The sequence below is a fragment of the Pseudoteredinibacter isoporae genome (assembly GCF_011602085.1).
Classification (GTDB): Bacteria; Pseudomonadota; Gammaproteobacteria; order Pseudomonadales; family Cellvibrionaceae; genus Pseudoteredinibacter; species Pseudoteredinibacter isoporae.
In genome coordinates this window covers 570,052-592,031 of record NZ_JAAONY010000001.1, presented here as the reverse complement: position 1 = coordinate 592,031, position 21,980 = coordinate 570,052, and the positions used below count along the sequence as shown (strand labels likewise).

Genomic DNA, 21,980 nt, shown 5'->3' with positions numbered 1-21,980 from the left:
AGAGGAAACCATAGATGCGCCCGAAAATTCTTTCAGTTGCCATAGCGGCCAGTGTGTTGGGCTGCAGCACAATCAGCCACGCTTCTATCATTGAAGAAGTTGTTGTTACTGCCCAGAAACGGGAACAAAACCTGCAGGATGTCGGTCTTGCGGTTACCGCATTCAGCGGTGATCAGCTGGCTGAATTGGGTTACACCAAAACCGAAGATATTGTGGCCCAAACCCCCGGTTTAAACGTGGCTCAGCTTCACCCAACCATTACCACGCTTAATATTCGTGGTGTCTCCCAGAATGATTATGCCGATGGTTATGAAGCCCCTGTTGCCGTTTTTGTTGATGGTGCCTATGTCAGCTCCATGGGCGCAGCCAGCGCACAACTGTTTGATATTCAAAGGGTAGAAATTTTGCGTGGCCCTCAGGGAACCTTGTTCGGCCGCAATGCCACAGGCGGTGTACTCCACTACGTTAGCAATGCACCTAGTGATGAATTCGATTTTTATATCAATGGCACTATCGGAAACTACGGGACTAAGCGAGTTGAATCCGCGATTGGCGGTAGCTTGAGCGACGACATTCAAGCGCGCCTGGCCATGGTGGTCGATCGCAATGACGGCTTACTGAAAAACCGCATTGGCCCTAATTTACGGGATACTGATGCTCGTTCCCTCAAGCTGCAAGTGGCTTGGCAACCCACCGATTCACTGGACGTTTTGCTGAAGCTTCAGCACGCCAAAGATGATGCGAATGGCAATGGCTATCAACATACTGCCGCTGTAAACGGAAGCGATGGATTAGGTTTTATCGTGCCTGGCCCAGACCCAACAGGCTATGAAGATCGCGATGGTGACGTACATGCCGGTGATTATGACGATATTGGTTTTTTTAACCGGGAAATCAATGGCAGTACTTTGAAGCTTAGCTATCAATTAGCAGAATCCATTAGTTTGGTATCCATTAGCGATGTGAATATCATCAAAAAGGATTACCGTGAAGATGGCGATTCAGGCCCGAATCCATTTCTCTCGGTGGAAACTCGGCAGGATCAAACCCAGTATTCTCAGGAATTTCAACTGTCACAGGAAGGCGAAAATCAACGTTGGCAAGCTGGAATTTACTATCTCGACATTGAAAATCGATTAAGCCCACAGTTTGAATTGGACTTTCATCCATTGGGGTTTGCTCCCGACTATGGTTTCGCGGTTCAAAATGCAAAAAATAACTCTGTTTTAAACACTCGCTCGGTCGCGCTTTACGGACAAACGGAATTTGACTTAAGTGAAAACCTTTCAGCTATTTTGGGTGCCCGATACACCCGCGACCAAAGACAAATAGACTATCAGGGCTTTGACCCTTTTGCCGCAGACGGTATCACTAACCTCACTTTGGATGAAAAGATCAAATTCAATAACTGGTCTTATAAAGCCCAACTGGATTGGCGTCTATCAGAAGATAGTTTGTTGTATTTCGGTGCGACCAAAACCCATAAAGCCGGTAACTTTCAAATTCGAGGTGATGCACCATTGGGCGTTATCCCACACGATCAGGAAGAGTTGTTGAACCTTGAAATTGGCTTTAAATCCGACATTTTGGGGGGCCTGGGTCGACTGAATGCAGCGGTTTTTCGTTACGACTATAAAGATTATCAAGCCTTCTTTACTGACCCATTGTTCGGCGCCACAGGCACTACCTTGATTCAAAACCTGGATGCTAATGCTTACGGTGGTGAAATCGAGCTGGCCTTTTCACCCAGCGAGGGTTGGGATGTTTTGCTGGGCGCATCGTATCTGCATTCAACCGTTAAAGATGTTGTTTTTCCAAATGGTACGGTAAAAGACGGTGAACTTCCCAATGCACCGCGTTTTACTTTGAACGGTTTGGTCCGCTATGCCTGGCCCGTCATGGAAGGCGAGGCCTCAGTACAAGTCGATTGGAATCACAGCGATAACTTTTCATTTTCGGTACTTAACTCACCTATTGATCAGGAACCGGCCTACACCCTATTCAATGCTCGCGCCAATTATAAGCTTCCCGGGAATCGCTGGTCAGTTTCTTTGTTTATCAACAATTTAAGCGATGAAGAATACCGGCTTTACGCCCTCGATGTTTCCGCAATTGGTTTAAGCGAGAGCATTTATGGTCCACCGAGAATGTATGGTGTGTCGGTTGAGTATCGAATGTAAGTTTTATCCCAGGAATTAAATTGGAGTTAACATGAATTTCTTTAAAACATCCAGACTGCCTTTCGCAGCAATGGCTCTGTCTTTATTGTCGGCCTGTAGCCAAAGCAGCCCTCCGCAAGAATCTGTACAAGCAGACAATGTGTATTTTAATGGCAAGCTTTACACCATGGATGCGCAGCAGCCTTGGGCAGAAGCCGTTGCCATTAAGGATGGTCGCTTTCTGGCCGTTGGATCAAAACAGGATTTGATGAGTCAAACCGGCCCAAACACACAGTGGATCGACCTGCAAGGTAAAATGGCAATACCCGGTATGACCGATGCCCATTTCCATACTCGAAATGTATCGGCGAGAATTGATTGTTATCCCGGCGTGTTTAAACCCGCACAACTTCGGGAAATTTTGGAATACTGTAAAAGTAAACAGGTGCCCGGTTATTCGTGGTTAATCATTAACGGCTTGGAGCTTTGGGTCGAAGGTGGCGTTGATAACCGCCTGGTAAATGAAATTTTTCCAGATACACCCGTCATGATCAAGGAACTGAGCCAACACTTGGCTCTGGTGAATGACAAGGCGCTGGAAGCTGCTGGTATAAGCAATGCTACTCCAGACCCTAACGGCGGAAAAATCTTACGCGATCCCGAAACTGGTAAGTCTACCGGTCTGATGATTGGGGTAGGAGCCGCTCTATTGGTCAACAACGTCATCCCGCCTTATCCCGAAGCGGTGATAGAAAAACATTTAGAAACACTATTTACCGACCTGCTGGCTGTTGGCGTTACCAACCTGCAAGATCCACTGGTTCTAGACGATACCGACATGAAACGCCTCCAAAGAATGGATCAGAATTCCATTAACATGCCATACATCTTTGCCCATATGGGCTGGACGCACCAGCAAGCTAATTTGTTGAAAAAACAGGAAGCTATGATTGCCAACCGAGACAGCTTTCGCAGCCAACATTTGAACCCGGCGGGCATCAAAATCTTTGTCGATGGCGTGCCCGTTCCTCCCAAACCTACTCATGTACCACTCGATGAACATGGTGAAATTGACGAAACTAATCTACAAATCAGTCAAGATCTTCTAAGGAAAAAGCTGATTGAGTGGGATCATGCAGGGCTTCGTCTGAAAATGCATGCGGCAGGCGAGGGCTCTGTTCGAGTGGCCCTGAATGCAATTGAAGCAACCCGTAAGGCGAATGGCGATAGCGGTATCTGGCATGAAGTGGTGCATACGTCCGATGTTTCTCCTGCCGACATGGGCCGCTTTAAAAGTCTGAGAGCAGCTGCAGAAGTGTCACCTTATTTCTGGCACATGCCCGGCCCCATGGGGGCTGTTGGTTACCAGTTCAAAACCTTGCTCGACAACGGCGCCTTGATGACAGCAGGCTCAGATTACAATGTGGTGGAATCCTTCAATCCTTTCCCACCACTCCAGGGCATCGTTACCCGTCCAAACAATGAGGCGATTGACCTGCACTCAGCCTTGGCCATGTTCACCACCAATCCCGCCAAAGTCATCGCACGAAGCCAGGATTTCGGGTCAATCAAAGCCGGCAGGGTCGCCAATATGGTGATTCTGGACCGTAATTTATTTGAGATCGACAAAAACGATATTGGCGGTACACAGGTACTAACAACCATTCTTGATGGCGTGGAAGTTTATAGAAAGTAACTATTAATCAATATCTTATAAGTTACCCACAAGTTTACACACTGTTTGGCCGTCTTTTCCTGGCAGCGGGGAGGCGGCATTTTTTGTCAGGTTCGCCATACCTTAAGAATAAACCTCAAGTATCTTCAAACATTATCTGTCTATTGACAGATAATGTAATCATACCTATTCTCACAAACAAGGCTCTTAGAAGCCAATCAATAGCCCCAAAACGTCAATGTTTTGCAGGAGTGATACCCATGTCTTTATCAGTGGCGCCAACTCATGGTTCGGTTTCAAACAACGTTGCCGCACCGTTTCTAGCCACAACCGCAATCAAGCTACTGAGCATCATTGGTTTATTAATGATGCCTTTTCAAGTTTCCATTCTGATGGATTTCTACGAATTGAGTGCCCAAAAATCTGGCGTACTCGCCACTGTGGAAACCACCTGCCTGGGTTTTGGCGTTCTTCTGGTGGCATTCAATCTTATTCGCCTCGATTTAAAGAAAATGGCTCTGTTAGGCTTTTCCCTTGCCCTGTTGGCCAATTTGTTAATGCTGTTGCGCAATGAATACGAGTGGCTGTTTGCCTGCCGGGCCATCGCGGGATTAGGGTATGGTTTGGCCAATGCAACCGCCTCACGGCTTATTGCCTCGTTATTTAAAGAAACAGAAAAGGTGGCCGGTTACCTTTACGCCTTGATCTACCTGATAACCACAGCCTTGTACTATCTTAGCCCAACGCTGATTCAATGGAGTGGGAGCGCAGGTTTTTATTTATTGATCGCCGGAATTTTAACCCTGTTGTTCCCGCTGATCTTACTCTTACCCTCCGTAACCTCCAAAGAGGAAAGCCGTTCTTTTGAATTAGCGCTGTTGTTACAACGCGGTTTACCGGTATTTTTTGCGATTGAAATTATTTTGATGATGGGGCTTGGAGCAAGCTGGTCATTTTCCGAACGCTTTGCCAAAAGCATTGAACTGGGCGCCGATAAAATCGGTTTGTACTATGCGCTTTCCAGTGCCAGTCAATTCCTGGGGGCACTGTTGGCCGCTTGGGTGGCCGTCAGGTTCGGTAAATTAGTGCCTCTGATCGCCTGTCTTCTGCCTTGGGGCGCTATCTGTATTATCTTGTCCCACGCCGAGACCGAAGCTGCGTTTGCGTTTGGTATCCTGGCCTACCAGTTTATGCTGGCCTTTTTCATTCCTTATTTACTGGGTATAGGTGCTCGTTTAGATCCCAGTGGTCGAATCGCCGCGGTAATTATCGGTGTACAGATTTTCAGTTTTGGTGCGGGTTCAAGTCTGGGCGGTTTTATTAACGACCACTTTGGTTTGAACCACATTGGCACCGTGGCCGCTTTCGCCTGTTTTCTGGCCGTAGCGGTTCTCCCGTTTGTGGTGAGAAACTTCGACACTCAGAATATGCATCATCTCGAAAGCCGGAATATGTAAATTTCAAAAAAAAGCCCAGCGTCATGCTGGGCGAAAGACGAATTCCAATCGGTTTTCCAAAAGCAAATAAGGTACGGATTATGGCTTGCTATGTTGACTGAGATATTGCTCCGCATCCAGCGCTGCCATACATCCCATACCTGCTGAGGTAATGGCTTGACGATAATGCTGATCTGCAACATCACCCGCAGCAAATACCGCTGGGTTTGAGGTTTGTGTTGCCTTGCCTGCCAAACCACTCTGAACCCAGAGGTAACCTTCTTTCATTTCCAACTGACCCTGAAACAATTCCGTGTTGGGCCGATGACCAATAGCGATAAATACTGCATCAGTAGCGAGGATTTTCTCTTTCTCGCGAGCCTTGTCTTTAAGCTTGATCGAAGTAACTTTTTTTCCGTCCCCCAGAACTTCTTCAAGCTCGCAGTTCCATTCAATGCGGATATTTCCTGTATCGGCTTTCTCAAAAAGTCGATCCTGCAACACTTTTTCTGCGCGCAGGCTGTCACGGCGATGAACCAAAATAACCTCGGAGGCAATATTGGAAAGGTAAAGTGCTTCTTCAACTGCGGTATTACCACCACCGATGACAACCGCAGTTTTGTCCTTGTAGAAGTATCCATCACAGGTTGCACAACCACTCACACCCTTGTTCATGTATTCACTTTCGGAAGCCAGGCCCAAATACAAAGCCGAAGCGCCGGTGGAAATGATCAAGGCATCACAGCTGTATGCTTGCCCACTGTCACCGCGCAGCTCTATAGGGCGACTCTTCAGATTTGCCTCAACGATATGATCGTAAATAACCTCCGTATCAAATCGCTCGGCATGCTGTTGCATACGCGTCATGAGATCAGGCCCCTGAACACCTTCCGCATCACCGGGCCAGTTATCAACTTCGGTGGTTGTGGTTAGCTGGCCACCCAGCACCATGCCGCAAATCAGTGCAGGCGCCAGGCCTGCACGGGCAGCATAGACCGCAGCGGTGAAGCCCGCTGGGCCGGAGCCGAGAATAATCAGTGGATGATGAATTGTATCACTCATATCAAGCCTCGTTACCCAATTCGTTTTGCAACCAACTCAGTATCTGACTTTGCATCGCTGCGCCTGAACGCCGGGCAATTTCCTTTCCGTCTTTAAACAGCAGTAGGGTAGGCGTAGCTTTGATGTCGTATTGCTCTGCCATTGCCGAAAACTCTTCCATGTTCGCCATGCCCAGGGAAAACCATTCTGGTTTATCGGCATGAATGCGCTCAACAGCAGGTCCAACCATTTTGCAGGGCCCACACCAGGGCGCCCAAACGTCAACTAGCAAGGGCTTGTCAGCGTTATTCAGAGTCTGTTGAAAATTTTCATCGCTAAGTTGAAGAGTCGTCATGGTCTGCTCCTTACACGTGTTTACCGGCCGTCCAACCTGTGTGGCCAACGGCGCGCTCAGTAACTTGTGTCGGCAGTTCTTCAAGCTCGGTCGCCATGGTATCGTTCCAACGATTCAGATAACCAAAGAGAGCAACGGTCGCTACAATTTCGACAATTTCAGATTCGCTAAAATGTTTTTTCAGCTCATCAAAATCTTCGCTGCTCGCCTCATTTGGCAAGGTACCGCCTTTGATACCAATCTTGATTGCAGCACGTTCCGCATCTGTGAACAGCTCACTGGTTTCAAATTCCCAGATTGCAGCAATCTTTTCATCCGGTGCTTTATAGATACTCGACAGATTCGCCATATGGGACTGACAGTAGCGACAGCCGGAAGCTAAACTGGATGCCAGAGCGACCAACATTTTCAGCTCTTCGTCGACCGTTCCTTCATACAGTACAACTTGATTGAGCTTGCCAAAGGTTTTGGAAATATTTGGACGGCGAGCCATGGTCTTAACACTATTCGGACAAAAGCCACGGGTTTTTTCATAGTGTTCGAACATTTCACGCAGTTCCTGATCGACCTCGTGGTTCTCAAGGGGGCGTAGGTGTGCCATAATTTAAGCTCCTGTTTTTTATGGAATTTATCTTGATGCAGGCGGAAGCAATTGGCTGTATGACCCGCTGGCAATCAGGATATTGAAACGCAGGATAATGAAACGCTGCCAGGCTGTCTGTCCCTCCAGACAGGTACAGAGGCTCCGCTGAAACAGCAATGGTTCTCATAATGAATGAGCTTTCTCCCGATTGGGAACGCGATATTAAATCCCGCTTTTTTGATCGCGTTGATACGTTGCTGGAAGCCATTGGCAAAGCGTCTTTCCCACAGGTACTGATCCACAACCTCAGCGACTTTCTGCCACTGGATCACCTCTCTCTGGTTCATCTGGAAGAACGCAATGATGTGACCTATGGCTTTTCTGCCAGCCGGGGCGTTGAACCCATGCGCCGAGAGTTACAGCAACTTTATCTGTCTATTTTTTATCGCTTGGACCCTAATCGGGAGTTTTTGGATCACTATCTTGCCGATACCGAAATACAAATACGCAGACTGCTACCTGAAGCTATAGAGGACAGGGATTATAAAAACCTGTGGTGCGAGAAAATGGGAATCAATGATCGCCTTTCTGTTATTACCCGCGCGGACAGGGGACTTTATTGCTTGAATCTGTTCCGAACGGAAATTAACTTCAGCGATCAGGACGTTAAGGTTTTGGAATTACTGAAACCGCTTTTGTCCGCTCTGGTTTTGAAACACAGCCGTTTGAGCGGAACCCTGTCGAGCTTTATGACCCGCGAAGAGCAAATCAATAATCTCGCCGATCGACTCGCCTATATTGATTCCAGCCTGACCCAAAGGGAGAAACAAGTCTGTGCAAGATTACTCCTGGGCATGAGTACAGAAGGCATTGCTTTGGATTTGGATATTAAAAAACAGAGCGTTATGACCTATCGTCGACGAGCCTATTCCCGCCTGGAAATCTCAAGCCAAAACGAGCTTTTTGGGCTCTGCTTAACCCACGCCTGATACTCCTGTCAAAAACTGAAAAACCATTTTTCATATCAATCACTTAAGTCACTTCGGACTCCTTGGTCATGGTCTTCTGTGCTTTCCGAACATTAATCTGTCTGTTGACAGGTAAAAATATCGGGAGTAGTCTTGACCCAGTATTGAGCAATACGCACTGCAAAAATCAATAATCCTAATAATGATAGAGAGTCACAAAAATGATTGATGAACCGAAGCTGCCTATACCTCATCCGCGTGGAAAACTGCCCCTGGCAATGGCCTGTTTAAGCTGTAGCATCGCTTTAGCACCACATGCCAATGCCAGTGTGCTGATTGAAGAAGTGGTTGTTACGGCGCAAAAACGTGAACAGAATTTGCAAGACGTCGGGATATCCGTAACTGCATTCTCAGGAGACCAGCTAAGAGAGCTGGGTTATAAAAATTCCACTGATATTGCTCAACAAACGCCAGGCCTGAACTACATACAATCCCACCCCACCTTAACCACCATCAACATTCGCGGTATTTCCCAAAACGATTTTGCTGATCACCTGGAACCCCCGATTGCCATGGTCGTTGACAATGCGTATGTCAGCTCCATGGGTGCAGCCTCTGCGCAATTGTTTGATATCGAGCGAGTTGAAGTATTGCGTGGACCGCAAGGTACATTGTTCGGCCGTAACGCAACCGGCGGCTTGCTGCACTATGTGAGCGTCAAGCCCAGCCAGGAAGTTGAGGGTTATTTGAGTGCTACCGCCGGTAACTACAAAAGCCGTCAATTGGAAGGGGCTATCGGCGGAGGACTGACTGAGAACCTTGCCGGACGTGTGTCTTTTGCAATGGATAAAAACGACGGCTATTTGGAAAACCGCATTGGTGAAAACCTGCGGGATACCGACGCCCAGGCTCTACGTGTGCAATTGGCTTGGGATGCAGGGGAAAACAGCGATGTGTTATTAAAGCTTCATCATGCCAAGAACGACAGCCGGGGTAATGGCTACGATCACAGCGCCGCATTTGCAAATGAACAGGGATTGGGTGTGCGCATTTCCGGACCGGATTGGACTGGCTATGAAGATACGGATAACGATCCCCATGTGGGAAGCTATGACGACGTTGGGTTTTTCCGCCGCGAAATAAATGGCACCACCCTGGAAGTTGTACACCAACTGGGTGAACAGCTAACTCTGACTTCCGTGACTGACTATATGCGCATGCATAAAGATTATCGCGAAGATGCCGATTCAGGGCCAAACGCTTATTTCCACTTTGAAACCGGCCAGGACTTCAAACAGTTCTCTCAGGAAGTTAGACTGAATGGCGAATTGGAAAGCCTACGCTGGCAGGCGGGTCTGTATTATCTGGATATTCGCAGCGACAGCCGAGGCGTATTTGATCTGGACAATTTCCCATTCGGTGTCGGGAGTGACTTCGGAGAAGTTGTGAATGTCGGTGGCCACAACACGGTGCTGGACACCAATTCCTGGGCGATATTTGGTCAAACCGATTTTGACCTCAGTGATGAGCTAACAGCCACCTTGGGTCTGCGTTATACCGAAGATACCCGCGATGTGAATTACGACGGTTTCGATAACTTCGATACGGGCAACCAGGAACAACGTAAGCGTAACTTCAATAATGTTTCCTACAAGGCCCAGCTTGACTGGCGCCCTACCGATGAAACCTTGTTGTTCGCTTCGGTAACTCAAACTCATAAGGCCGGCAATTATCGCCTGGGCATTGGCTCCCCTAATTTACTCACACCGCATGATCAGGAAGAGCTGTTGAGCTATGAATTGGGCATCAAAACAGAAATGATGGATGGTCGATTACGCTTGAACGCGACGGCGTTTTACTACGACTACAGCGACTATCAGGCCTTCGTGGTTGATCCAACCGTAGGGGTTGCTGCAACACTGGATATTATTAATGTCGATGCTGATGCGAAAGGTGCCGAACTGGAAATTATCGCCAGTCCGATTGAAGGACTGGATATTCTATTCGGTGCCACCTGGATGGATTCTACGGTAAAAGACGTCAACTACCCGGATGGAACGGTCAGCGATAGCGAACTCCCTTATGCACCGACGTATTCTTTGAATGGCCTGCTACGTTACCAGTGGTCTGCTTTTGATGGCACCATGGCCGCACAAATTGATTTCAATTTCAGTGATGACTTCTGTTTCTCCGTGTTCTGTGCCCCTCTGGATCAAGAGTCTTCTTACTTGGTTAGCAACGCCAGAGTTTCCTATGACTTCCCATCTGGAGATTGGGGCGTTTCAGCGTTTGTCTCAAATCTGGGTGACGAAGAGTATCGAGTTTATGCATTGGATCTAGCCGGTCTTGGTTTGTCGAATTCCTCTTTTGCAGCACCGAGAACTTACGGCATCAGTGTGGATTATACCTTTTAGTGTTTGTTCTTCATCGTAAGCTATAGGCCGGCATTGCCGGCCTTTTTTTGTCTTGAACAATGGGTTTTGATAACGAACAACAAACGAAGAATCAAACGTTTTGCAGTAAACCACGAGAATGATAATGACTAAGGTCGTTCAGAAACTCATCAGCCATGGCTTTGCCGACATGAGGCATTACAACAATATGCGCGTAGGCCGGCCTCTGGCCCGCTACTGCCTTAACTTTTGCTAAAGTCCATTTGTCTACAAGATCCTGATTCACTAATTTAAAGTACAATGTGTTGGATTCTTCGCTGAAACGTTTCGTTTCCAGTTGTGGAAACTGCTTCTGCATATGCTTGTGTATATAGGCTGTCATGTTCATCATGTGATGATAGTCTTGACGCTGTTCTTCCTGGGAAGCCTCCGTGCAGTAGTAGTGAAACAGCGCCGGTTTTAAAGGGTCTCGAGAGCAACTTATCGTTCCTGGTACATGGGTAATGTAAGCAGGGTCATGGGACTTCGAAAAATACCCTCGAAACTCTTCAAAACGATCACCGTGGGTAAAGAACAAGCCCGCCGTTGACTGAAAACCAAAAAACTTATGACAGGAAATCGACATGGAATCAAAACGCCGCTTGCCACTTTGAATGGCTTTAAGATTCGCGGCACTCTTGCCAAAATGGCAGAAACCACCAAACAATGCACAATCCAGATGAAGGTAGCTATTGTGGCCTTCTATGGCTTCATGTATTTCATCAAGGTTGTCGATAGCACCTTTAAGAGTTGTCCCCATGGTTGCGAAAATGATTGCGCCTTCACTCGCATTTTCCTTCAGCTGTCGCGCCAGATCCTGGCAATCCATATTGCCTTCTTTGCTTGATTTAACCAATACAGCAGGCAATGACAATAAATCTTGAATAATCTGAATGGAGTAGTGAGCGTCCTCTGTGTAATACAACTTTGGAGGTTTTCCATGGCGGTTCTCCAACAGTGTCTTCCCAATATATACACCATGCATATTACTGTCGGTTCCACTGTTACTCACAAAGCCCCAACAGTTACTCTTATCGAATCCATGGAATTGAGCAAAACGTTCAATAAGGTCAGCTTCCAGATAGTGGCTGTCGTATACACTACGCTGATAAAACGGATCACCAACATTATTCATTGAACGAAGCCCATACTCCAATTGATAGAGCTGTTCCTGCCAGTCTAGAAAACCCTGACTCGGCAAATTCAAATTGATTGGGTAACCCAGAAATTGTTTGGGATTCTGTTTTTTCAGAAGCTGGCGACGCAGGTGTATGAACTTTTCTTGGGCTGAATCAAGCGGTTTTTTTCCCGGTTTTCTTGCTGTAAGCTCCGAATGAGCACCGGCAAAACCTCCTGAGGCCAAGGCAAGGCCACCAGATAGAAACACACTGTTTTTCAGAAAATCTCTACGATTATTCATCGCAGGTCTCCTATTATTGTTGTCAAATTGAGCTGCGAATAGCGGTTTATGGCAGGGTAGAAAGATATGCACCCTGCCATAATCGACTTATTGTTTAGGAACAAATACAGACTGGATGCTGGTGTACTCTTCGAGACCGTGACGACCAAACTCAACACCGATTCCCGATTCTTTCACACCACCGAAAGGAACGTTTGGTGATAGCGATGCATGGTTATTAATCCAGGCGGAACCACACTCCAAACGTTTAGCCAGCGCGATAGCCGCATCCACATTGTTAGACCACACAGAGCCTCCCAAACCATTTGGGTTATTATTCGCTCTGGCCAAAACCTCCTCAACATCGGAGAATTTAACAATCGGCAATGCAGGGCCAAAAGGTTCTTCATCCACAAGACGAGTGCCATCACTGATGTCAGCAACCAGTGTTGGGGGATAGAAGAAACCATTGCCTTCAGGGCGCTCACCACCACAAAGGATAGTTGCGCCTTTTTCTTTGGCATCGTCAACCAGCTCCATTACCAGGTTCAGCTGTTCCAGGTTTTGCACAGGCCCCAACTGCATCCCATCATCCATACCATTGCCCACCGTCATGGTCTTGGCAATTGCCGTCAATTCCTGACACATTTCTTCGTAAATATCTTCATGCACATAAAGGCGTTTTAGAGCTGCACACGTTTGGCCATTATTGATAAAGGCTGATATAAAAATATTCATGGCCACATCTTTGGGCTTCACGTCACCCAATACAATTGCCGCATCATTGCCACCCAATTCAAGCGTGAGTCGTTTTAGGTTATCGGCGGCATTTCTCATAATATTTTTACCCGTGCCTGTTGAACCGGTAAAAACAATTTTATCGATGCCTGGGTGGGAAGTGATCATTCGACCCAAGCCACCTTCACCAGTGACAATATTCAAAACACCTGCCGGCAATACGGATTGTGCCAGTTCAACAAATTTTAACGTTGCCAGCGGGGTCAGAGAAGAAGGCTTGATGACCACAGTATTCCCGCTGCGCAAGGCCGGCATAATATGCCAGATGGCAATCATCAGAGGGAAATTCCAGGGAGTAATTGAAGCAACAACCCCCAAAGGTTTACGGTGTATTTCGGCACGATGCTCGTCTGTTTCTTCAGCAACTTCCACCTCCAGGCTCAACTCGGAGGTTGCACGGCACCAGTATTCGGCCCCCCCCACTTCCGCGAAAGAACCGAAGCCCAAACCATCCAGAGGACGCCCCTGTTCCAGAGTAATCAGTTGAGCAAGCTCTTGCATATTATTTGCCAGCACATCGGCCAGACCTTGAACACATTGCTTTCGAGTCTCGTCACTGCTGTTTGACCAGGCCGGAAAAGCTCTACGAGCAGCGGCAACCGCATCATTCAGTTGCGCCTCAGTTGCACCGGGGCAGGTAGCAACCACTTCACCATTGGCCGGGTTTTTAACGTCGAAATGGTGCTCGGCTTTGACGGGCTTCCCGTCAATAATCATTGAATATTCCATACATCACCTGTGATGAATTAGTTGTAAAAATGCGCCTGGGCTTTACTGATTTCCTGAACCTGAGGTTTAAACTTTAAACCTATGATCAAGATGAATGTTCAGCAATAGCTCGGGCGTTAGCTTGCAGTTGTTTTTTATCGATCTTTCCATTGGCGAGTAGCGGCAAGTGGTTTAACAGATGGAAAGCTTTAGGGATTTTGTAGTTAGCCAATCTCTGTCGGCAATCTTCACGCAGGCTTTCTTCACTGAGTTGACTATTGGCTTTGCTGGTAATATAAGCGTGGCCTACTTCACCATAGAGTTCATCGGGCACACTGACGACAGCGATCATGTCAACGCCGTCAATATCCTCGATAGCTTGTTCCACTTCTCTTGGGTAAACATTGAAGCCACCGGACTTGTACATTTCTTTGCTGCGGCCAATTAAAAACAAATTTCCATTATTATCCTGTTTCGCCAGGTCTCCCGTTTTCAGCCAACCGTCTTTGCTGTACGTATCCCTTGTTGCCTCTTCCTGTCCCCAATATTCCAACATGCAAAAGGGGCCCTTAAGCTGCAATTCACCCACGTTTCCATCGCTTACGACGTTGTCCTGCTCGTCCACTAATCGGTACTCAACATCGTTCATTGCCTGACCCACGGATTGCGCTAACAGATCCAGATCACGATTGGGTGGCATAATGAATGTTCCACCCGTGGTTTCTGTAGCGGCGTACAACGTAGAAAGATAGGGCACACGTTCAGAGAGTGTTTGCAAAAGCGTTTGTGGCGCTGCGCTGCCACCCCAACTCAGCAGTTGTACAGAAGATAAATCCCGTTTGGAAAAATCTTCATGGGCAACACAGAGTTGCAACATAGTGGGAATGCCACCCCATTGGGTAATACTTTCCTTCTCGATCGTCTCCAGAGCTTTCGCCGGATTAAACTGTTCCATCAATACGTTACAGCCACCACCAACCAGGGTGTAAATACTATTGGCAACAATGCCGGCCACATGATTCACGGGATAGTAATTAATAACTTTTAGGGGCTCAGGCTTAAACTGCGCTAAGGACAGTTTGCCATGACGAACACAGGCCGACTGTTTCAGCAGAGCACCTTTGGGTTTGCCGGTGGTGCCGGAGGTATAAACAATCAAACAAGGGCTTTCGCCATCAATTGAATCAAGTGGCAGGTATTGGTTTGTTCTGTTTTTGTGCTCGCAGAAGTCGGTGAAGCTTTGACCATTCGCCGCCTTTAGATCACCGTTGAGAATGACTAATTGGAGATCAGGATGATTCTCTTTTAGAGCCGTGAGTTCTTCGCGGTAATCTCGCTTACCCATTTGGCTGCGACTGAATAAAAATTTCGGGCGAGCATCGTCGATAACATGTTGCATTTCGGCAAGTTGATAGCGAGGGTTTATCCCCACCCATATTGCCCCTATCGCCATACTGGCCAACATCAACTGGATACATTCCGGGTGCGGAGCCGATAAGCAGGCAATGCGCTCGCCAGATTGAAGACCACGCTCAAGCAATGCCGTGGCGAGGGTATCAACTCGATGTTTTAAATCTTCATAAGAAATGCGTTCATCACCGTACACCAAAGCAATCTTCTCGCCTTGGGTTTGAGCATAGTGATACAAATAATCATAGGCGCGATCAAACTGGGGCGGCTTAAAATTAAAACTCGGCTGACTCATGGATTTACCTATTGCACCTTGGTTTTTGAATACTGTTTTAGGAATTCACATCGATAACAACACGGCCACGAATACGGCCCGCAATAATGTCTTCTGCCAGGCTTCCCAATTTACTCATTGGTTCTACCTGGGTGAGTTCGGTGAGTTTTTCTCTGGGCAAATGTTTATCCAGTAAGTCCCAGGCTTTTTGGCGAATGGCTTGGGGTGCCATTACCGAATCCACACCAATCAGTCGCACACCGCGAAGGATAAATGGCAATACACTGGCGGGCAGATCGGCGCCGCCGGCCAGACCACAGCAAGTAATTACCGCTTGATATTTACTTTGTGCAAGCACATTAGCCAACGTGGTATCACCAACCGTATCAATTCCACCCGCCCAACGTTCAGCCTGGAAGGGTTTACCCGGCTCGGACAAGCTCTTTCTATCGATAAAATCCGTCGCACCCAAAGCACTTAAATAGTCGTGGGTTTGCGGCCTCCCGGTTGAGGCCACAACGTGGTAGCCGAGCTTCGACAACAAGCTGATCGCCACAGAACCCACACCACCAGCGGCACCTGTCACAACGATCTCACCATCTTCTGGCTTTACGCCATTGGCTTGTAACTGCATCACACACAGCATGGCGGTATAACCCGCTGTGCCGATAGCCATGGTTTCCAGCTCACTGAAGTTTTCCGGCACCCGAACCAACCAATCTGGCTTCAAACGCTGGAACTGGCTATACCCCCCCCAATGTAATTCCGATAAGCCCCAGCCATTCACCAGCACCTTATCGCCGGATTTAAAGTCACTGCTGCCACCATCTACAACTTCACCCACAAGATCGACCCCACCCACCATAGGCAAGCGTCTGGCGATACCCTGGCCGCACAAGGCCAGGCCATCTTTGTAATTGAGGCCCGAGTATTGGATCGCAACCAGCACCTCTTCATCGGGCAGGTCGGCTTCTTGTAACTGGACCAGAGAAGACTGGCGTTGGCCATCCTCCTCGCGAATCATGTAGGCATTAAAGAATTTGCTCATGCTTAAGTGCTCCTTTTTGAGGATTATCTGTCTCATGACAGATAAAGTCAAATACGCATGGTATCAATTCCCGGCTGGTTTGCTGTGCCTGATAAAAATTGGTAGCCTTGTCAGTTGACAGATAACTGTCTCTAGAGAGAAAAAGGGCCCGACACCGCAATGGAAACCAGCAGTAAGAAGACAGAAAAGAACACCGACAGTAAAAACACTAAGGCCAGCGGAAAGGGTACGAAGTATCGCCAGACCAAACGCTTGAAAGCGGGCGAACGGAAACAAATGATTCTGGATGAGGCCCGCAATATCATTCTGTCAGAGGGCTTTGCCCAGCTCAGCGCTCGCAGTGTTGCCGAGAAATCCGGTATCCGTTTAGCCACCCTGCAGTATTATTTTTCCACCAAGGAAGAACTCTTTCGCGCCGTATTTGAAGATGTGGTTCGCCAGGAACGAGAGCGTATCGAGCAGCTGCGCGATGACACGCCACTGAAAACCCCTGCCAGCAATCTGAAAGCTCGAGTCGTCGGGCATCTACGTGCGGATACCCATGAAGAAACCGCCGGCTTGTTCTACCAACTGTGGGCCATGGCCTATCTGGACGACTACGCGAAAAGCATCATGGATGAGTTTTACGAACGCAACCTGGGCGTTATCAGTGAACTTATCTCGGCCTACAACGAAGACCTCAGCGAACTGGAATGTCGTAGCAAGGCGGTAATGATCATCGCCTTTCTGGAAGGCCTGACCTTATTTGTTCACGGTGATCGCAAGAACGCCCCGGAACTGGAAAATATCGAAGACAAAGTCGTGAATATGATTTTCAATATGGTTAATGCCACAGAACATCAGTGGGTATTCGATGCCGACTAGGCTTCAAACCACCAAAACCCAATAGAATCAAAGCACAAAAAAGGCCCCCGTAGGGGCCAAACAGCATAGGGTAACTGACTCGATACTGTTCTGTTAAAGGCTTACCTGGGAAAACGCCAAATCCATGGTATTGACCATGGTATCAACATTTTCTTTGGTGAAAGTCAGAGGTGGCGACAGGATAATTTTCGGCCCCACTGAACGAATCAGTACACCATTTTCCTGACAAATCGCCGAAACTTTATCGGAATAACCAGAAGCAGGATCAACCGGTGTTTTAGACTGCTTGTCGGTCACCAGATCCAATGCTGCCATCAAGCCTTTACCTCGAGCTTCACCGATGTGTTCATGTCTTTCAACCAGCGGCTGCAATTGCTGAAGCAGATAATCACCTACGATGCCGGCGTTTTCGACCAGATTTTCTTCTTCAACAATATTTAATGATGTCAGGCCAACAGCACAGGCCAAAGGGTGGCCGGAGTAAGTGTAACCATGGGCAACAAAAGCATTTGGAGCCGCTTCCAGGAAGGGCTCGGCAACCTTATCGTTAATGACCGTTGCACCCAATGGGATGTAACCCGAACTGATTCCTTTGGCAAAGCACTGAATATCCGCTGCGACGCCCCAGCCACGTACACCGAACAGGCTGCCTGAACGACCAAAGCCCGTCACCACCTCATCGGCAATTAACAGGATGTCATACTTATCACAAATCTCACGAACCAACGGCCAGTAGTTCGCGGGTGGAACAATCACGCCACCGGCTCCCTGAATAGGCTCAGCAATAAAAGCTGCAATATTGTTGGCACCATCGTGAAGAATTTTACGTTCGAGAATATCTGCACAGATTTGACCCAACTCTTCCAAATCGTTGGTCCAGGGATTGCGGTAGGGGAAAGGGCCATCAACCTGCGAACAACCCGGCAGTAAGGGGCCGTAATTCTGTTTGAAATTCTGCATACCGTTCAGTGAGGTACCACCGAAGTGAACGCCGTGATACGCGTTTTTCAACGAAATGAATTGCGTTTTATCACTTTGACCCTTCAGTCGCCAGTGATGCCTGGCAAGTTTCAGCGCGGTTTCTACGGAGTCAGAACCACCCGAAGTAAAAAACACTTTGCTCATGCCTTCCGGTTTTAACATGCCGGTAATTTTTTCCGCCAGTTCTACGGATGGTCGGTTAGATACATCACCAAAGGTATTGTAGTAAGCCAGCTTGGCTGCTTGTTCCTGAATGGTCGCCACCATCTTGGGGTGACTATGGCCTACATTGACACACCAGAGCCCACCCAGACCATCCAGGTATTGTTTGCCAGTATTGTCATAAACATGCACACCTTCGCTGCGCTCTACGAATAAAGGCTGTTCATTGTCGAAAGCCGGCATGCTCATGGGATGCAGAACATGGTTGGCATTTAATTCTGTTAGTTTGCTTGTGTCAGTCACTGTCTTAGCTCCTGGCTATTGAAGAAGGTAAATTTTCAGAGTGTGACTTGATTATCTGTCACGTAACAGATAAAGTCAATTTCAACTGGCTGAAACAAGCCAGCGGTCAATTTGAAAATAAGTAAAAATGAGACAGCCCTATGGAGCCACAGGCCTATTCAGCAATGGTGAGAACAAACGCTACCCGATTTTTGTTCTCCTTGATTTATTCAGCGGGCACCTTGGTTTACTTCGCTCTGCCGGTGTGGGGAGGCCTGTTTGACCAGGAATATGGGTTTAGCGCGGCCCAGATTGGTTGGCTGCTATCCGCTGACATGACATCAAATGCAATTGCCAATGTTTCCGCTCGCTATTGGATTCATCGTTTTAACTGGCAGCGCAGCCTACTGACTTTTGTTTTTGTCTTCGTCGCCGCCAATGTTGCCTGTATGTTCTATCAGGATTTCAGTAGCTTAATGCTGCTGCGTTACATCGCCGGTTTTGCCGGCGGGGCTATGGTGTCTATCGCGGTCGCCGGTATTGCCAGCACCGAAAATCCAGACAAAGACTTTGGCCTGGCCCTGTCACTGCAGGTATTTCTGGGTGGTTTGCTAATTCTGAGTTCTTCTGCGCTCGTGGATATACTGGGCGCAGAGAGTATGTACATCATTATCAGTATTCCAGCAGCGCTCTGTATTCCGTTGATTCATTGCTTGCCAGCGAAAATGGTTTCCCAGGAAGATCAAACCAGACAGGCCAGCGATGAGTTTGCTCATGGAAAAACCCTTTATTTAGTTCTGGCCTTTACTGCAATATTCCTGTTTTTTACGGGCATGAACAGCCTTTGGAGTTTTGCAGAGCTGATCGGAAGCGAACTTGGTGTCCATGACGATCTAATTGCGATCAGTCTGTCTGCATCTCTCATTTTAAGTGTCGCCGGATCGCTTTTGGCTGCCTGGATGGGAGGAAAAACCGAACGTTTGCGCGCAATTACCTTGGGTACATTCAGTACCATTCTTTCCGTACTGGCCCTACTTTTTATTCCTGGTGGCTGGCTGTTTTTTCTGGCCATTAATATTTTTAACTTTGGTTACAACTTTATTATTCCCTTTCAGAGCGGGTGGGTATCTAAGCTGGATAACAGTGGCAAAAACATTGTAATGCTGCCAGCTATTCAAGGCTTTGGTATTTCACTTGGTCCCATACTCGCGGGAACCGTCGCCGAAAAAAATGGACTGCTTCAGATTACTTATCTAAGCGCCGGATTTTTACTGAGCAGTATTGTGGTTTTTACCGCCTTGTATTACCTGCAAAACCGCTCTCCATTAATAGCCAATGAAAGAAGTTAAGCCGAACAAAACAAACAGTGTGTGATTGAAAAACAACAATAGGTGAAGTCGATGACAAAAATACGACTCGATGATGAAACGCTAGGCATGAACAGCAAAATTACCCGAAGGGATTTTGTTAATGCCAGCCTAGTTGGAACGGGAACCGCCCTTATAGCAACCTCTGGCATTCCCGGTTTGGCCAGCCGTGCTCAAGCTCAAGGCCTGGGTGCGGACTGGACCGGCCCAGGGGGAATCGGCGACTATGCTGATTCCAACGGAAATACTGCAGAGGTCGTGAATGCGGCCCATGCTCTCAGGGACGGGCAATTTCGTTCGTTGCCAGAGGATATTATCGACACCGGAGAAATTTACGATGTGGTATCGGTGGGTGGTGGTTTCGCTGGGTTAAGTGCGGCTTATACCGTACAAAAGGAATACCAGGGCAAAAAAAACGTTCTCGTTCTTGATAACCATCCTATTTTCGGTGGTGAGGCAAAACAGAATGAGTTCGAAATCAATGGCCACCGTCTATATGCTCCCCAAGGGTCCAATGGCTTTGTATGGCCACCCAAACCAGCAGAAGAAGCGGGCTTGTTTCATCGCTACTGGAACGAAATTGGTTTACCCAATGAACTCAACTGGAAAACCAAGGCTACGGGCACCAGTAAAAACCTGAGCTTCCCCACAGATCATTTTACGGCTATGGGCTCTGAAGCCAGCAACGCGACGACCGGTTTTTTCTACAAAAATCAACAAACCGGAAATAAAGGGCAATGGGTTTTAGGGGCTCATGAAAACGGCTTTAAAGACGCCCCGATTTCCGACAAGGTAAAAGCTGATTTGCGTGAGCTATATAGCCACGAGCCATTGGAAAACCTCGACCTGCCAGATAATTGGCCGGAGTGGTTGGACAGCATGACCTTAAAAGATTTCATTGTTAAGGAAATGGGTTTATCCGCGGAAGTTCTGGATTACATCAGCGGCACCGTATCAACTTCAGGTGGAGGTTTAAGCCCGGAAGTTATTTCTGCCTATGCTGCGGTGCAGTATTTTGCTCCGCCTGCAACACGCATCTATGCAACCGCGGCCAAAAAAGCGGAGGCGAAGGGAGAAAGCAAAGAGGGCGTTACAGATTCAACAGAATTTACCTTGGTCAGTTTCCCGGGTGGTAACGCCGGGATTGCAAGACACTTTGTGAAAAAGATGATTCCGGATTCCATTCCCGGAGACAGCATGACCGATATTCTTAATAACCCTCTAAACTGGGAAAGTCTGGACCGAAAGAACCAAAGCGTTCGTATTCGGGGTCGCTCGATGGTGGTCTACGTTGAACACGCTGGAAGCATCGATAAATCCGAGTATGTCAACGTAGTGTATACCGACACCGCAACAGGCAAAGCCTATCGCGTAAAAGCGAGAACCGTGCTTATGGCCAGTGGTGGCTGGGTGAACAAGCACATTATTCGTGATTTGCCGACAGGCTTTAAAGATGCCTACAAAGAGTTTTACCACGCTCCGATTCTGACTGCCAATGTCGCCGTGAATAACTGGCGTTTTATGGAAAAGCTTGGCATTACCGGTGCCCAATGGTTTGACGGTTTTGGTTGGTTTACAAACCTTCGTGCCCCTATGGATTTGGGTAATCAAACCATGCCCCTCGATCCGAACAAACCGGCTGTATTAACCTTTTATGTTCCGTTTCTGCAGAAAAATATGCCTCTGCAATCGGAGGCCATTGTCGCGCGCACTCAATTATTCGCTACCCCCTATAAAGAATTTGAACGACAAATCCGAACCAAATTGACCGAGTTATTTTCAGACTACGGCTTTGACGCCAAAACGGATATCGAGGGCATTATCACCAATCGCTGGGGGCATGCTTATATCGTGCCACAACCCGGTTACTACTATGGCCGTGACGGTCGCCCGGCCCCCCGAGAGATTATCCGTCAGGGCTATGGCCGCATCGCCTTTGGCCACTCAGAGCTGACCGGTGAGCAACTATGGAGCAATGCCGTAAGCGAAGGTGAAAAAGCCGTTCGCCAATTAATGAAGAAATTTTAAATCCTGGAGA

General features: G+C 47.8%; 16 protein-coding genes. 8 read left to right on the top strand and 8 right to left on the bottom strand.

Features of this window, described 5'->3' with window-relative positions; all coding sequences use genetic code 11:
- Positions 1-14: 14 nt before the first annotated feature.
- The 3 genes from G8768_RS02515 to G8768_RS02505 all read left to right on the top strand — a co-directional run bounded on the left by G8768_RS02515 (position 15) and on the right by G8768_RS02505 (position 5,291).
- On the top strand, positions 15-2,180 hold the full coding sequence (locus G8768_RS02515) for a TonB-dependent receptor (protein ID WP_166851850.1): 2,166 nt from the start codon (positions 15-17) through the stop codon (positions 2,178-2,180).
- 31 nt (positions 2,181-2,211) lie between these two features.
- Complete coding sequence (locus tag G8768_RS02510; RefSeq protein WP_166851853.1) at positions 2,212-3,855, top strand: amidohydrolase; 1,644 nt, start codon at positions 2,212-2,214, stop codon at positions 3,853-3,855.
- 239 nt (positions 3,856-4,094) lie between these two features.
- Positions 4,095-5,291, top strand: coding sequence for an MFS transporter (locus G8768_RS02505; RefSeq protein WP_166851856.1), 1,197 nt, complete (start codon positions 4,095-4,097; stop codon positions 5,289-5,291).
- A gap of 78 nt (positions 5,292-5,369) precedes the next feature.
- Here the strand turns inward: G8768_RS02505 and trxB are convergent, their stop codons facing one another.
- Genes trxB through G8768_RS02490 form a run of 3 tightly spaced genes read right to left on the bottom strand, consistent with a single transcriptional unit; the run spans position 5,370 to position 7,267 of the window.
- The gene (gene trxB, locus G8768_RS02500; protein ID WP_166851860.1) at positions 5,370-6,332 is read right to left on the bottom strand and encodes a thioredoxin-disulfide reductase; all 963 of its coding nucleotides are present in this window, start codon (positions 6,330-6,332) and stop codon (positions 5,370-5,372) included.
- Between the two features lies 1 nt (position 6,333).
- Positions 6,334-6,666, bottom strand: a complete 333-nt coding sequence (locus tag G8768_RS02495; RefSeq protein WP_166851863.1) for a thioredoxin family protein — start codon at positions 6,664-6,666, stop codon at positions 6,334-6,336.
- A gap of 10 nt (positions 6,667-6,676) precedes the next feature.
- Entirely contained in the window at positions 6,677-7,267 is a 591-nt protein-coding gene (locus tag G8768_RS02490) for a carboxymuconolactone decarboxylase family protein (protein WP_166851866.1), read from the bottom strand.
- 170 nt (positions 7,268-7,437) lie between these two features.
- Between G8768_RS02490 and G8768_RS02485 the strand changes: the two genes are divergently transcribed.
- Both G8768_RS02485 and G8768_RS02480 read left to right on the top strand, forming a co-directional pair.
- Positions 7,438-8,238, top strand: a complete 801-nt coding sequence (locus tag G8768_RS02485) for a helix-turn-helix transcriptional regulator (RefSeq protein WP_166851869.1) — start codon at positions 7,438-7,440, stop codon at positions 8,236-8,238.
- A gap of 200 nt (positions 8,239-8,438) precedes the next feature.
- Positions 8,439-10,631 (top strand): TonB-dependent receptor, encoded by a 2,193-nt coding sequence (locus G8768_RS02480; protein WP_166851872.1) that lies wholly within the window; start codon positions 8,439-8,441, stop codon positions 10,629-10,631.
- Positions 10,632-10,722: 91 nt separating this feature from the next.
- On the opposite strand, the gene G8768_RS02475 is transcribed toward G8768_RS02480, so the two are convergent.
- The 4 genes from G8768_RS02475 to G8768_RS02460 all read right to left on the bottom strand — a co-directional run bounded on the left by G8768_RS02475 (position 10,723) and on the right by G8768_RS02460 (position 16,286).
- Positions 10,723-12,069, bottom strand: coding sequence for a pyridoxal-dependent decarboxylase (locus G8768_RS02475; RefSeq protein WP_166851875.1), 1,347 nt, complete (start codon positions 12,067-12,069; stop codon positions 10,723-10,725).
- Between the two features lie 87 nt (positions 12,070-12,156).
- On the bottom strand, positions 12,157-13,575 hold the full coding sequence (locus G8768_RS02470) for an aldehyde dehydrogenase family protein (protein ID WP_166851878.1): 1,419 nt from the start codon (positions 13,573-13,575) through the stop codon (positions 12,157-12,159).
- A gap of 85 nt (positions 13,576-13,660) precedes the next feature.
- Positions 13,661-15,259, bottom strand: coding sequence for a class I adenylate-forming enzyme family protein (locus G8768_RS02465; protein ID WP_166851881.1), 1,599 nt, complete (start codon positions 15,257-15,259; stop codon positions 13,661-13,663).
- A 37-nt stretch (positions 15,260-15,296) separates the two neighbouring features.
- A complete protein-coding gene (locus tag G8768_RS02460; RefSeq protein WP_166851884.1) occupies positions 15,297-16,286 on the bottom strand; it encodes an MDR family oxidoreductase in 990 nt (329 codons plus the stop codon).
- Positions 16,287-16,445: 159 nt separating this feature from the next.
- Between G8768_RS02460 and G8768_RS02455 the strand changes: the two genes are divergently transcribed.
- Entirely contained in the window at positions 16,446-17,150 is a 705-nt protein-coding gene (locus G8768_RS02455; protein ID WP_166851887.1) for a TetR/AcrR family transcriptional regulator, read from the top strand.
- A gap of 93 nt (positions 17,151-17,243) precedes the next feature.
- On the opposite strand, the gene G8768_RS02450 is transcribed toward G8768_RS02455, so the two are convergent.
- On the bottom strand, positions 17,244-18,596 hold the full coding sequence (locus tag G8768_RS02450; RefSeq protein WP_208020059.1) for an aminotransferase class III-fold pyridoxal phosphate-dependent enzyme: 1,353 nt from the start codon (positions 18,594-18,596) through the stop codon (positions 17,244-17,246).
- A 140-nt stretch (positions 18,597-18,736) separates the two neighbouring features.
- Between G8768_RS02450 and G8768_RS02445 the strand changes: the two genes are divergently transcribed.
- Together G8768_RS02445 and G8768_RS02440 are read left to right on the top strand one after the other, a co-directional pair.
- Complete coding sequence (locus G8768_RS02445; RefSeq protein WP_166851890.1) at positions 18,737-19,924, top strand: MFS transporter; 1,188 nt, start codon at positions 18,737-18,739, stop codon at positions 19,922-19,924.
- Between the two features lie 51 nt (positions 19,925-19,975).
- On the top strand, positions 19,976-21,970 hold the full coding sequence (locus G8768_RS02440; RefSeq protein ID WP_166851893.1) for an NAD(P)-binding protein: 1,995 nt from the start codon (positions 19,976-19,978) through the stop codon (positions 21,968-21,970).
- The last annotated feature ends 10 nt before the right edge of the window (positions 21,971-21,980 follow it).

Bases quoted from the DNA above. Each gene is read 5' to 3' on its own strand.
- trxB (WP_166851860.1), bottom strand. From the start codon at position 6,332: ATGAGTGATACAATTCATCATCCACTGATTATTCTCGGCTCCGGCCCA.
- G8768_RS02515 (WP_166851850.1), top strand. From the start codon at position 15: ATGCGCCCGAAAATTCTTTCAGTTGCCATAGCGGCCAGTGTGTTGGGC.
- G8768_RS02510 (WP_166851853.1), top strand. From the start codon at position 2,212: ATGAATTTCTTTAAAACATCCAGACTGCCTTTCGCAGCAATGGCTCTG.
- G8768_RS02465 (WP_166851881.1), bottom strand. From the start codon at position 15,259: ATGAGTCAGCCGAGTTTTAATTTTAAGCCGCCCCAGTTTGATCGCGCC.
- G8768_RS02490 (WP_166851866.1), bottom strand. From the start codon at position 7,267: ATGGCACACCTACGCCCCCTTGAGAACCACGAGGTCGATCAGGAACTG.
- G8768_RS02505 (WP_166851856.1), top strand. From the start codon at position 4,095: ATGTCTTTATCAGTGGCGCCAACTCATGGTTCGGTTTCAAACAACGTT.
- G8768_RS02495 (WP_166851863.1), bottom strand. From the start codon at position 6,666: ATGACGACTCTTCAACTTAGCGATGAAAATTTTCAACAGACTCTGAAT.
- G8768_RS02480 (WP_166851872.1), top strand. From the start codon at position 8,439: ATGATTGATGAACCGAAGCTGCCTATACCTCATCCGCGTGGAAAACTG.
- G8768_RS02485 (WP_166851869.1), top strand. From the start codon at position 7,438: ATGAATGAGCTTTCTCCCGATTGGGAACGCGATATTAAATCCCGCTTT.
- G8768_RS02470 (WP_166851878.1), bottom strand. From the start codon at position 13,575: ATGGAATATTCAATGATTATTGACGGGAAGCCCGTCAAAGCCGAGCAC.
- G8768_RS02445 (WP_166851890.1), top strand. From the start codon at position 18,737: ATGGAGCCACAGGCCTATTCAGCAATGGTGAGAACAAACGCTACCCGA.
- G8768_RS02475 (WP_166851875.1), bottom strand. From the start codon at position 12,069: ATGAATAATCGTAGAGATTTTCTGAAAAACAGTGTGTTTCTATCTGGT.
- G8768_RS02440 (WP_166851893.1), top strand. From the start codon at position 19,976: ATGACAAAAATACGACTCGATGATGAAACGCTAGGCATGAACAGCAAA.
- G8768_RS02455 (WP_166851887.1), top strand. From the start codon at position 16,446: ATGGAAACCAGCAGTAAGAAGACAGAAAAGAACACCGACAGTAAAAAC.
- G8768_RS02460 (WP_166851884.1), bottom strand. From the start codon at position 16,286: ATGAGCAAATTCTTTAATGCCTACATGATTCGCGAGGAGGATGGCCAA.